Consider the following 12954-nt stretch of genomic DNA (forward strand, 5'->3'; position numbering starts at 1 on the left):
CTTTGGCGAAGGTGGCGACTGGCGTGATGTTGATGACGTCGACCGAATATGGCGGAATTGCCGAACCACTCCGTCATGGATACGGCTCATCGAACCCCACGCCGCAAAAACGCAACCCAATTTCGTTCGAGTTTACGGTGCGGCAGCTTGCCGGGCTCACTCGCGATGGGCTGGTGCAGGACTTTGATTGCGTGACCGGCTTTTGGTATCCTTGGATCGCCGTGGCCGATAGGCTCATACTTGTACTTATAGGCGCCATCTGCTCACGCGTTTTTGGTGTTGAGAGGCGGCAGCGACGCGAATCGCATGCGTGAGAATTCGAATATCACATTAGTACCGATGCTTTCTGGGACTATGGCTGCTGCACCAAAGCTTGGCAGGGCGTCTGCACGATGTTGCCTATTCCGCTTGCCTGTCCTCGGCGCGTTCGGCATCGAAGCGATGGAACGTCATTCCGACGTCTAAAAGGTCCCGAACGCCGTGTAAAGGAACTTTGCAGCGTGAACCTTACGAGCGGGCCAAAACATTGGGCGCGCCCCGCCGAGGACTTGTTCCGATTTCCAGGTTTCGAAGAGAGGCGAATGCAATGCAAACTGTTCTTGTGACCGGGGCAAACCGCGGCTTGGGCTTGGAGTTCGTTCGGCAGTACCGCGAAGCCGGCTGGTCCGTTATGGCGGCTTCGCGCCGCCCCGACGAAGCAGTTCGGGCGCTAGACTGCGACGCCGCGCTACTAGCATTAGATGTTCAAGACGAACAAGCCATACGTGCGTTACCCGAAGTATTGAGAGGACGGCAGATCGACTTGTTAATAAACAATGCAGGTTATCACCCAGGCATGCAGCAACTTGGGAGGATAAATTACTCGAACTGGCAAACGGCGTTCCATGTAAATACCATTGCGCCACTCCAGATAGCGGAAGCACTTTTTCCTCTAATTCCTTCGGGAGGGAAGATCGTCAACGTTGGCAGCCGGTTAGGCAGCATCGCCTGCAATCAGGGAGGCGGAAGCTACATCTACCGCGCGACGAAGGCGGCACTGCATTGCCTTACGCGGAGCTTAGCGATGGACCTCGCACCAAGAAGCATCCTGGTCGTGGCCTTGCATCCAGGTTGGGTGAAGACCGACATGGGAACATCAGCCGCAGACATTGAGGTCGGAGAAAGCGTATCCGGAATGCGCAACGTAATCACCAATCTCGGTCCGCAGAATACAGGGTGCCTCATCAACTATGACGGCGTGGAAATCCCTTGGTGATATCGTGCAGGCACCTACTAGCGCATTCGACCGTTTCTTCGGTGGACATTTGTACCTTCATGGTCTTCGTCGTGACGGAGCAGGCTCTGTGTTTGCAGGCGTTTCTCGATGTCGCGATTTCCGGGTGCCCATTATCCGCAATTCCAATCCAATGTGACGGAAATGTTTGCCGGCTGGGTGGGCTTGAAGTGCCCGTCTTGCGCCGTGACTATGTGGGTTACTTCTGAGAGGTTCCAGCAAATGCAAACCATGGCCGCATGGGATTACATTATCGTTGGTGGCGGTTCGGCTGGCTGCGTGCTCGCCAGTCGCCTGAGCGAAGACAGTAACACGAAGGTGTTGCTGCTGGAGGCTGGTCCGCACGACAGATCAATGTGGATCGACATCCCCGCAGGCTACACTAAACTAGTGAACCGGAAGAAGTTCAACTGGAACTACTATATAGAGGCCGAGGATGGTCTAGCCGGCCAGCGTCTCTCGTATCCGAGCGGTCGCGTCCTAGGCGGCTGTAGCTCGATCAACGGCATGCTCTACGTGCGCGGCCAGCCACTCGATTACGACACCTGGAGTGAGCTCGGCAATCCTGGATGGTCCTACGAGGACGTGCTGCCTTACTTCAAGAAATCCGAGCACTACGAGGGCCAGGGTAACGACTCGCGTGGCAAAGCTGGGCTTCTCCATGTCTGCGACCCCGAGGAGCGCCATGTGCTTGGTGAAGCCTTGATCTTTGCTGCCGAAGCCAGCGGCTTTGCGCGTACCAACGACTACAATAACGGCCGGCAGGAAGGCTTCGGCTATTGCCAGGCAACGATCAAGAATGGTCGGCGGTGGTCGGCCGTTCGCGCCTTTCTAGATCCGGCGCGCCGCCGCCCCAACCTCCGCATCGAGACCGATGCGCTTGTTGACCGTGTCCGGCTCGATGGCAAGCGCGCCGTCGGCGTCGCCTACAGCGTACACGATGGAAAGCGCGAGGTCCGGTGCAACCGAGAGGTGATCCTATCGTGCGGCGCGGTCCAGTCGCCGGCCTTGCTAGAGCGTTCTGGAATCGGCCAACCCGCACTCCTCAAGAGATTCGGCATAGCGGTCAATCACGAATTGAAGGGAGTCGGCGAAAATTGTCGTAATCACTTCGCGCCACGTATAACTTGGCGGGTGAACCGCGCTATCACGTTCAACGAGAAGACGCGAGGCCTAACGTTCCTGCGAGAGATTCTACGATACTACGTGAGCGGCACAGGCGTCCTCACTCGGCCAGCGGGCTTAGTGTTCGGCTTCGTGCGTACTTCGCCCGGCCTGGAAACGCCTGACGTACAGTTTACAATGGCACCAGCGAGCTACGACCCGGGACGGCCGGGGTGCCTCGAAAGGGAGCCCTCTTTGACAATCGCAGTGTCTCAGTGTCGGCCCGAGTCGCATGGGTCGATCCATATCAAATCGCTGGTGCCTGGTAGCCAACCTGCCATCCGGTCAAACTTCCTAACAGCGGGAACGGATCGAGCCTGCATTGTCGCCGGCATGCAGGTCGCGCGCAAAATCATGAGCCATCCCGCCATCGCTAAATACATCGCATTGGAGTGCCGGCCCGGCGACAGGGTACAGAGCCACGACGAATGGCTCGACTACGCCCGTTCCACTGGACAGGCGATGTACCACCTTGTCGGAACCTGCAAAATGGGCGATGACCTCATGGCCGTCGTCGATAGTCGGCTTCGCATGCACGGCCTTAGCGGTCTGCGTGTGATTGATGCCTCGATCATGCCAACCGTTCCCTCCGGCAACATCCACGCGCCCACGATCATGATAGCCGAAAAGGGCGCGGATATGATCAAGGAGGATGCTAAGGATTGCGTGAAGCCTTTACCCTGAGCGCTCCATCGTTCCGATTCGGTGTAGGGGTCGTCAGGGCTTTGCCGCTGCGAGCGTCAATCGAATCGTCTGATCATGACGATCGCCAGATGCTCTCCCGACCGATCCGACACTGGACGAGATCTGCTCGCGCTTGATGCCGAGAGGCTCTGCGTGGCAATGCAGACGCTTAAGGAGCTGATCTTCGGGAAGGCGCTTGGAGCGGCTTACCGCGCTTGTGCCTGATGCAGCGCGCTAGATCTCAACGATCTGGAGACCACGTCCCGCCACCTGCCGCTGCCAATGGCAATGTCGGCAGGGCTTGATCTTGGCGAAGCGTCCGTTCGATTGTAAGCGCTGTTCTCAGGCCACGGCTTTGAGGTCTTGACGGCAATGAGCCCATGGAAGCAGTTGATCGATGTCGCCGTTTGGATGGCCGTTGACGATTCTGGTGAGGGCGCCGGTCAGGTAAGCAAGCGGATCGACATCGTTCAGCTTGATGAGGTGGATGGCTCCCGCTTCCGGCGCCATAGTGCGGAGGTGGTCGCGATGATCGCCGTAAGGGAGATGTCATTCATGAACGAAGTAACTACCGTCGGGCTCGATCTGGCAAAGCGGGTTTTTCAGGTTCATGGGGCTGACGCAAAAGGCCGCCCCGTTCTCCAGAGGAAGCTTCGCCGTGAGGAGGTGCTAAGTTTCTTCGCCAAGTTGCCGCCTTGCGTTGTCGGCATGGAAGCATGCGCATCATCGCATTACTGGGCACGCGAGATTCGCGCTCTTGGCCATGACGCTAAGATGATTCCGGCTTCATATGTGAAGCCTTATGTGGCACGGCAAAAAGAACGACGCTGCGGACGCCGCAGCGATCTGCGAAGCGGTGACGTGACCGGCGGTTCGGCCCGCTCCCGTCAAGTCATTGGCGCAACAGGCCGCGCGGGTGGTGCATCGCACGCATGAACTTCTGTCGCGGCAGCGTGTTTCGCTGATCAACGCGATCCGGAGTCATATGGCAGAGTTCGGTGTAATCGCAGCGGCGGGCCCTCAGCATGTCGGTCCTCTCATCAAGAGGATATCCGATCCGGCGACACCGATCCCCGATACGGTACGAGCACCGTTAAATATCCTGGCCGACCAGCTCGTCGCCCTAACCGCTCAGATCAATGCGCTCGAAGCCCAAATACGGAGGCATTGTCGTGCAGAACCCGAAGCCGCTAGGTTGCTCAGCGTTCCAGGCGTCGGTCCGATCACCGTCAGCGCGATATTAGCCGGAGTGCCGGATATCCGCGGTTTCCGATCAGGCCGCGACTTCGCGGCATGGCTTGGCCTTGTGCCACGTCAGAACTCGAGCGGTGGCAAAGAACGATTGGGCCGCATCACGAAGATGGGCGACCGCACCATCCGCCGCCTCCTCGTCATTGGCGCCATGTCCACGATCCGCTGGTCGCGCGGCAAGCAGAACTTCGCTCAAAGTTGGCTAGGACGCATTATTGCGCGTAAGCCCATCAAGCTCGCCGCGGTCGCCCTGGCCAACAAAATGGCAAGGATCATCTGGGCCGTGATGACACGAGAGGAGACCTATCGCACGGCATAAGTATCGGCCGGAAGGACCAGCCGGGTCCTGCCGGTCGTGGTTGCAACGGCGCTGAATGGGAAGATGACGCGACGGTTGATAGACGAGATCGGGACACCCAGTAAACCTGTAGGCGCTTTAAGCGCGTCAGCTTGTTATGGACCCGATCCGCGGATCTCATCTGGGCCGGCGGCCAAACGTGCCGCCTTTTACGTAGGCCGGACACATGCAAGCCGCCGACTTGTCGCGCATCGCTCAAACAAACCTCTTGCACCGAGGGAGCCATCCACACATACAGGTTTCGACCATGGAAGCGATGATGGCCCAGTGCTCGGCGCCGCCATCGGAACCTGCGAACAACGCATTTTTCCGGTTGAGGGTGATCGGGCGGATCGCGCGTTCGACGGCGTTGTTGTCGAGCTCGATATGACCATCATCGATGAAGCGCGTCAGGCCATCCCAGCGTGAGAGCGCATAGCGGATGGCGTCGGCCAGCTTGCCCTTTTGGCTGATCAAGCCGAGTCTTGTTCGCAACCATTTTTGGAACGCATCGGCGAGCGGCCGGCTTTCCTGGTGTCGAACCAGACGACGTTCCTCGGCGCTGCGGCCGCGGATGGCCTTCTCGATGGCATAAAACTCGGCAATATGCTTGAGCGCCTCACCCGCAATGGGCGCGGGGCCAGGAGAGGCAAGTTCGTAGAAGTTACGCCGCATGTGCGACCAGCAGAATGCAAGCTGAACGTCACCACGCTCGGCCAGCTTGCCATAGCCATCGACCTGCAGGACACCCTTGAAGCCTGCCAGATGGGCGATCGGTCGGTCGGCTTTGCGATCGGGGGCATAGACATAGGCGACGCCTGGCGGATTGGCGCCGCCCCATGGCCGGTCGTCCGCTGCATAGGCCCAGAGCTGACCGGTTTTGGTGCGCCCGCGGCCGGGATCGAGCACCGGCATCGTCGTCTCGTCGGCGAACAACTTTGGCCGTTGCCTGAGCTTGCCAAGGAGACGCTCATGCAACGGACGCAGATGGAAGGCTGCCTGGCCCACCCAGTCTGCCAACATCGAACGATCGAGCTCAATGCCCTGGCGGGCGTAAATCCGCGCCTGCCGGTAGAGCGGCAGGTGATCAGCATATTTGGAGACCAGCACTTGGGCGACGGTGGCCTCGGTCGGCAATCCGCCCTCGATCAGCCGGGCTGAGGCCGGCGCCTGTCTGACGCCGTCCTCGCAAGCACGGCAGGCGTATTTGGGACGCCGGGTAACAAGGATCCGGAACTGCGCCGGGACCAGGTCCAACCGCTCGCTTCGATCCTCGCCAAGCCGGTGTAATTCGCCCTGGCAACAGGGGCAGGTCTTGTCCTCGATGTCGACGATGACCTCGATCCGCGGCAGGTGCGTCGGCAAGGCACCGCGGTTGCTGCGGCGCTTACGAGCCCGCACCTCACGGCCTTCAGGTGCGCTGACGTCCTGCGCCGTCTCGCTGTATGCTGCCACCCGCTCAACGTCTTCCAGGCCCAGCAACATCTGATCTTCAGGCAGCGTCTCTGCCCGCCGGCCAAACCGATGTCGCTGCAATTCCTTGATGATCTGACGCAGCCGTTCGCTTTCGCACCGCTCGGCAAGCAGCATCGCTTTCAGCGTCTCGGGATCGTCAGGCAGGGCGTCGCTCACACCCAATTCAGAGCATATTCGCCGCCATCTGGCGACGCGGCCATCCGCGATCGGAAGGGCCACTACGTTCTGGCCATCAAGAGCAACCGCGGCCGGCTCTTCCAGGCCGCCAAGGCGCTGCTCGACACCGCCCGGAAGCCAGCGCGGGCGAGCCAGCGAAGAACCTCCGCTCACGACCGCGTCGAGCGCCGGCAGGCCATCGTCGTGCCGGCACCTCAATTGGCGAAGCAATACGGCTTCCCCCCTGTCGCCGCCGTCGGCCGTATCGACAGCTGGCGCGCCAGTGCCAGCAAGTCTGCCAAGCAGACAGTCCGATACTTTCTGGCTTCCCGCCTGCCGTCGGCCAAGAAGCTGCTCGACATCGTGCGCGCACACTGGGGCATCGAGAACAACCTGCACTGGGTCCTCGACGTTCTGTTCGACGAGGACGCCTGTCGCAGCCGCAAGGATCATGCTCCAGAAAACCTCGCCGTCATCCGCAAGCTCGCCATCAATGCCTTGCAAGCCACGCCAGGTCCCGCGCGTACCAGCCACAAAATGCTCCAGGCCAGATGGAACAACGACTTCCTTCTCTCAGTCCTCGCCCATATGCGATAGCCCTAGGTCACACCGGAAGGCGCCAAGGAATGTCAGCGTCCGCCAATGACCGCCCTACTACCTTTGGCTCCCACCCGCGCTGTGGGCCATATTGCTCCTTATCCGGATCTCGTCGATAAAGACCGAGCGTCGGGGATTGATGTTGGCCTGTCATGAACGCCGGCGTTAGCGTCTACCGCCATGTCCAAGCGAGCTCACTCGAGGCGAACAGCGCTTTTTTTGAACCGCAGGCCTTCGCCTCGCCTCGCAGAAATCGCCACACCGCGCTGCGGGGCCGTCGGCAAACAAGGGAACGGATCCACAAATGCTGGGTCCGAAACCCTGCCGTTTTTTTGGTGCAGTCAGGCCACAGCTCATGCTTCAGAAAGCCGGGAAGGACACAAATCAATTCCAAGCTGGTATCGTTCCCTCCGAAATCGGTATTGGCGTCATGCAAGGCGGTTAGCCCACAATTGTCACAAGTCAGCACCGTTGCTTGCCCAATCCGAGGAGAGAGCGGGGGACATCAACCTTTTCGTTTCGATCATGCCAGCTCGTGCCCGAGCCAAGGGGGCTTCGTTAGGCTGAGGAGGGCAAGTGGCGATTTATTGCGGTCGTGTGCTCGACGAAGCTTTGCAAGCTCGATTGCACTTGCCTCGCCGAGGCTTGATGGGGGTGGTCCGAAGACTAGGGCTGCTCAATCTCATCCTTGTCCCACTCCAGGATAGACCATGAGAGCAGGATCATAACGGTAGATTATCGCTTGGACGAAATCAAGACGAGCCCCGATGCTCTGGCTCTTAAGACGTGTGCCGATCGAGCGATTGCACGTTCATGCACTCTCAATTGCTTCGGAGGCGCCTTGAACAAGCTCGAACGAATGACTCGGCAGATGAACGAGAGCGTGAAGACGACCAGGGTATTCTGCGGCCGTATTGAGAATGCCATCACTGTTGGATGTTCAATTTCTCGTAAGGGCCACAGTGGTTTAAACGCGATAGGCAAACGTCGCTGGAGACGATTGTTGTAGGAATTGCTTGGACACGAGTGGACGTTTCTTAACTGCTCGGATGCGAGGGAGGCAGTTGATGCTTTATCGGCCTGAAAGCGTGCCTCCTAGTGCGCCATTCTTCGTCAAGAACGCGATTTTGGCGAGCCTTTCTCTACAGAATCTCGCGACTATGAGAGAATTCGTAGAGCCAATCCGATTGAAGAAACGTATGGTTTTGCAAGAGCCGAAAAGGCGCGTCGAACACGTTTATTTCATAGAGTCGGGTCTCGTCTCGCTAAGGATCGTCGCAGCGGGAAGCGTCCTTGAAATCGCAGTGATAGGCTATCGAGGCGCGGTCGGCGCTTCGCTCCTATTGGGAGGACATCTTTGGATCCATCAATCTGTTGTGCTCGTTCCTGGAAGCGCGTACAGGATTCGAGTCGAGGATCTGCGTCGCCTGGTGAACGAGCGCACCGAAATTAGGGAACATCTCCTTCGATATGTTCAAGCGCTCAGTTTGCATTGCGCTCAGACAGGATTATGTGGCGTTCGACATGATCGCGAGGAGCGGGTGGCAAGTTGGCTCTGCTTGGCGAGCGACGCCGTTGATACAACTGTTCTACCAGTTACCCATGACTATATTTCATCCGTTTTAGGATTACGCCGCGCCAGCGTGACGGAGACGCTGCTCCAATTCGAGGAACAGCGGTTGATCTGCAAGACGCGCGGTGTCTTGCAGATCAAGGAACGCAAATGCCTTGAGCAAAAGGCATGCGGTTGCTACAGGCTCATCTCAAGCGCTTACTCTGATCCCGTCATTCCAGCAAGTGATCCGGCACTTTAGCAAAGCCTAATCATGACACGCCTAGTCTAGCCGGTGCTCCAACGGCTGATGGCAAATCGCAATCTACTGTCTATCTCTAGGATAACTGGACGCTTTGGCCTCTCATGTCTCTGGTCAGCTGAATCGATGCAAGCGCAACCTGCGCTCGGACGCTCAAAGATGAAGCCGTCAACTAACTGACGCAATGCAAACTGTTTGTACGAAGCGAACTGATCTAGCGCTGAGAAGATAAGCACATCGGTTTTGCGCAGCTTCTACGGATCCTTCAATCTTTGCACGAGAAAGCGTGATCTTCCTCAAGTCCACAGGGTTAAAGCTGCCTTTAGCTCCATCTCGATCGCGGCGGGTTGCCCTTGCAGCGGGGGCAGGTCATGGCGATCGAAGTCAACACGGCGTCGATCCAAGGCAAATACGTCGGTAGTGCCTCCGCCATTGTTACGGGGCTTGCGTGCGCGCTCCGCCCGACCTTCCGGAGCGTCTCGTCCTGGCTGGCTTCCATACAGGCCGCAACCCGTTGGACGTCCTCGATACCGAGCAGCATCTGCTCCTCGGGAAGCGACTCTGCCTTCTGACCGAGGTGATGACGCTGCAGCGCTGCAGCTCATTGATGATCTGGCGCAGCCACTCGCTCTCGTGCCGTCCGGCAAGCAGCATCGCCTTCAGCCTCTCGGGGCATACCAGGAAGGTTATCGCTAACACTCAAATCAGAGCATATTCGCGCCCGCCTAACGACGTGCTCGATGCCCCGTTCACTTTGTCGCGAGGGCGTTGTTCGTGGGGGCGGAATTGCTAGTGAGTAAGCCGCAAAGAGACCCCGTCTGGCGGAGTGGGTGAGCGATCGGCCATCGGCTGTGAGTTTGTGAGTCGATATGAGCATCTATGTCTGCGCCAAGTTCTGGAACTAGAACCTTCCATATAATTGAAGCGGTCGCCAACCGCCTCGAGGGGCGCCGCGGCAGCTTCGTCGAGGCTGGTCGGACGAGTTCAAAGCGCAGGTTGAGACAGAGGCGCTGGAGCCCGGCGCGAGCGTCTCGGCGGTCGCCCGCCGGATCGGCATTCATCCATCGCAGTTGTTAGCCTGGCGCCGTGACGCTCGAGCCGAGCGGCATTGTCGCTCGCGGCACTCGAGTTGCGAAGGTGTGGTGGCGTCTGTGGAAGGCGCGGTGATCGAGATTGTCATTGGCGAGATCGTCGTGCGCGCCGGCATGGATGTCGCCGAGGCGCGCACTTGCAACGGGTGATCCGGGCGGTCCGTTCGGTATGATCTTCGCGGGCAGCGACGGCGGCGGACAAACCATCGCAACACTGCTGCAGACAGCGAAAATGAACAACGTCGATCCGTTCGCCTGGCTCGCCCTAGCGCTTTAGCGTATCGCCAACGGCTGGCCGAGCAGCGAAATCGACGCGCTTATGCCATGGAACCACGCCGTGTGACGGCCTCAGCTTGCCGCTTACGCTAGTGAGCGCCTTGCGCTCGGAAGCTACGCTACAGCGGGCGCGTGTGCCGGGTGGGAAGCTGGCTCGCCACATCCACCAACGCAACACCCGTTATGATACGAGGGTTCGTCGACAACGTTCTGCTGCCGGAGTTCGCCGAACTGGAGAGGGCGTAGGAAGTCTATCTGCAGGAAATGACGCTGCACGTAATTGGCGAGAAGATATATGACGACGTTCCGCGGTGCGCAGAAAGCGCCGGATGCAGCTGCTATCGAACTGATCAAACGGCAAGGTTTGCCCGCGAACCTTCGCGCTCGGGCTTCCAACTAAGGAGCTGCAGAGAGCTTTCCAGAGGCTTAAGGCGAACCTATTGTGAAGAAGTCAATGGTGGGAGGAAGGAGGAATGGACTTACCGCGGTTCCGGCGAGCTCGTTGGTCGCTCGATCGAAAGCTTCATTTGAGGTGGAAGTTCTCCCGCGTGCAATTGGCGTACACGTTCCTCCAGCTCCTTGTCGGCTGTCGTGAGACGATGGTTCAGGCGAATATAATCGGTCCAAGTAGGCGTGCGGAAGGTCTCAGCCCATTGTGAAGGCTTTTGAAGATCACGTTGGAGGGTCCAGTGCCGAGCCCCTACGCGGCTCTGAGCGCGCCGACGTTCGCGCATGAGCTCTAAGAAGGCCTCGATATTTTCCTGTGGTACTCGATAGTCAATCTTTACGACAATTGGACCGCTTCTCGGGGTTAGATCGAGGGCGACTGCTGGGACGCCGAATTGGTTCGAAGCATCGAGGTCCGATTTTGGACGCTCGCTTACGGGCAACAAATAACCGGCTGCGGCGACCAGCAAAAGTGCGCCTGCGGAGCCTAACAGCGCCGAGGTCAGGGAGCAGCTCTCGGCCGCCGTACCCCATACCCAACTGCCAGCGGCGAGACCGCCATATGCGAACGCATAGTAGATGGCAATGGTGCGACCAACGACCCACCGGGGACTAGCCAATTGCACGTTCACGCCAAGCCCAGACCATGCTACGACCCAACCTGCGCCACCCAAGGCGAGCGCAGGTGCCGCCGCTGCGAGCTGAGGACTCAAAGCTAGGGAAAGACAGCACGCCGCACAGGCGACGCATGCGAGTCTTAGGAGCAGTTCTTGGGACATAACCCGCCTAAGGTGGTTGACGCAAACGCCGCCCAGTAATGCGCCAGCCCCAAATCCGGCCATGAGAATGCCATATGTGAGCGCACCACCCGCCAGCTGATCACGAACTACCAAGGGAAGCAGCGCAAGTGTGGAGATGCCCGCCAAGCCAAACAGGGTTCCGCGCGCGATCGCTGCCTTGATTTCCGAAGACAAGGCCGTGAACCGCACTCCATCATGGATCGCCGTAATCATCGACTCGGGCGGGAGTGGTGAAGTGCGAACCTTCCACCTGCAACGCCATGTGGCGCTTAGTGGCGCCAAATAGCCGAGTGTGTTCAACGCGAAAACTGGGAGAGGTCCAACGGATGCAAGAACGATTCCCCCGAGGGCCGGGCCAACGCTTCGGATCGTATTGTATCCCACCGCGATGAGCGTGACGGCGGCGGGAATGTCGCGTTGGTCGACGATATCACCGACTGACGCTTGCCAAGCGGGATTGTTGAGCGCGGTGCCGCATCCGATCAAAAAGGTGAGGCCGAGGATGATCGATGGATCGACAAAACCCAGCGCCACGAAAGTGGTCAGCATCGCAGATGCTGCCATCATGAGACATTGTGTCGCGAGCATGACTGAGCGGCGATTGAAATTATCGGCAATGGCTCCGGCGAAGATTGATAGAATGAACGTGGGCAGGGCCGATGAAGTTTGAACAAGCGCGACCGTTAGAGTCGAATTCGAAATCGTTGCCATCAGCCAGCCGATCGCAACGGTCTGCATAAGAGTGCCGAGGTTGCAGACCTGCGCGGCAATCCAAACGGAACGGAAAGTCGGGTTCTTGAGCGGCGCGAGGGTCGTTGGCGAAATTGAAACTGCATCCGCGCGAGGCACTCTGCTCATCTTTCTCGGAGCCACGGTTCGTCTACCGGTACGTTGACTTGGTCTTCCTGAGGCATCGGGAGACCTTTTCGTCATCGACTAGATTGTTTTTCCTGTCGCTACTGTCGCTCGGATGGAATTCGTCTGAATACATCGAGTGATGAGAGATCGGTTCGCGTAAGAAGCGTTCCGAACCGGATGAAGAACATGCCCGCTTACAACGACAGTCAGTGCTGCAGGGTATTCCCTTCGAATCGTGCACCGATAGACATGATTGTCGGATGCGCTCAACGGGAGCATGAGTCCACGCCAATCCCTCGCCCGCCTCGACGTTGGTGTAAAGCAATCCGCGGGCCATACCCGACCTCGATGAGAAATTGTTCATATGCCGTCGTGATTCCGCCGACGGAAGACAACCGGAACGCTGTCTGGCACGGACAACGAGCAACTCAGTAACGGTAGTTGCCATTAGGTTCAGTGGTTCAGGACGGATTGTAGGAATGCGCGGGTGCGCTCGGACTGTGGACTGGTGAAGATCTTGTCGGGTGGACCCTGCTCAATGATGCGGCCCGCGTCAAAGACAGCGATGCGGTCGGAGACTTCGCGTGCGAAGCGCATTTCGTGCGTCACAATCAAGAGCGACACGTTAGTCTCGTGCGCTACACCGCGAACCACGTCGAGAACCTCACCGGCAAGCTCGGGATCCAGCGCTGACGTGATTTCGTCCAGTAGGAGTATCTCAGGTTTCAAG

General features: G+C 58.6%; 6 protein-coding genes and 5 pseudogenes. 7 read left to right on the forward strand and 4 right to left on the reverse strand.

Annotation, left to right across the window (positions count from 1 at the left end):
* The first annotated feature begins 32 nt into the window (after window positions 1–32).
* From BI327_RS41780 to BI327_RS18245, 3 genes are all read left to right on the forward strand, one after another.
* Window positions 33–314, forward strand: coding sequence for a hypothetical protein (locus tag BI327_RS41780; protein ID WP_245334854.1), 282 nt, complete (start codon window positions 33–35; stop codon window positions 312–314).
* A 272-nt stretch (window positions 315–586) separates the two neighbouring features.
* The gene (locus BI327_RS18240; protein ID WP_076862109.1) at window positions 587–1255 is read left to right on the forward strand and encodes an SDR family oxidoreductase; all 669 of its coding nucleotides are present in this window, start codon (window positions 587–589) and stop codon (window positions 1253–1255) included.
* A gap of 108 nt (window positions 1256–1363) precedes the next feature.
* Window positions 1364–3121 (forward strand): GMC family oxidoreductase, encoded by a 1758-nt coding sequence (locus BI327_RS18245; protein WP_245334855.1) that lies wholly within the window; start codon window positions 1364–1366, stop codon window positions 3119–3121.
* Between the two features lie 342 nt (window positions 3122–3463).
* Here the strand turns inward: BI327_RS18245 and BI327_RS18250 are convergent.
* Window positions 3464–3601 (reverse strand): annotated as a pseudogene (locus tag BI327_RS18250) (transposase domain-containing protein); the annotation flags it as partial.
* A gap of 75 nt (window positions 3602–3676) precedes the next feature.
* On the opposite strand from BI327_RS18250, the pseudogene BI327_RS18255 reads away from it, so the two are divergent.
* Window positions 3677–4691, forward strand: a pseudogene (locus BI327_RS18255) (IS110 family transposase).
* Between the two features lie 273 nt (window positions 4692–4964).
* On the opposite strand, the pseudogene tnpC reads toward BI327_RS18255, so the two are convergent.
* Window positions 4965–6299, reverse strand: a pseudogene (gene tnpC, locus BI327_RS18260) (IS66 family transposase); the annotation flags it as partial.
* Here tnpC and BI327_RS41120 point away from each other — a divergent pair.
* The 3 genes and pseudogenes from BI327_RS41120 to BI327_RS41790 all read left to right on the forward strand — a co-directional run.
* Window positions 6234–6938 (forward strand): ISAs1 family transposase, encoded by a 705-nt coding sequence (locus tag BI327_RS41120; protein WP_083742146.1) that lies wholly within the window; start codon window positions 6234–6236, stop codon window positions 6936–6938. The pseudogene tnpC and the gene BI327_RS41120 sit on opposite strands and share 66 nt — an antisense overlap.
* Before the next feature lie 1067 nt (window positions 6939–8005).
* Window positions 8006–8752 carry a Crp/Fnr family transcriptional regulator gene (locus BI327_RS18270; protein ID WP_245334856.1) on the forward strand — a complete coding sequence of 249 codons (747 nt, stop codon included), beginning with the start codon at window positions 8006–8008 and terminating at the stop codon, window positions 8750–8752.
* Between the two features lie 1263 nt (window positions 8753–10015).
* Window positions 10016–10186 (forward strand): annotated as a pseudogene (locus BI327_RS41790) (transposase domain-containing protein); the annotation flags it as partial.
* Between the two features lie 412 nt (window positions 10187–10598).
* On the opposite strand, the gene BI327_RS18285 reads toward BI327_RS41790, so the two are convergent.
* On the reverse strand, window positions 10599–12224 hold the full coding sequence (locus BI327_RS18285; protein WP_076862112.1) for an MFS transporter: 1626 nt from the start codon (window positions 12222–12224) through the stop codon (window positions 10599–10601).
* A 453-nt stretch (window positions 12225–12677) separates the two neighbouring features.
* Window positions 12678–12954 (reverse strand): annotated as a pseudogene (locus BI327_RS42370) (amino acid ABC transporter ATP-binding protein); the annotation flags it as partial.

This window comes from Bradyrhizobium mercantei, assembly GCF_001982635.1.
GTDB classification, from domain to species: Bacteria; Pseudomonadota; Alphaproteobacteria; order Rhizobiales; family Xanthobacteraceae; genus Bradyrhizobium; species Bradyrhizobium mercantei.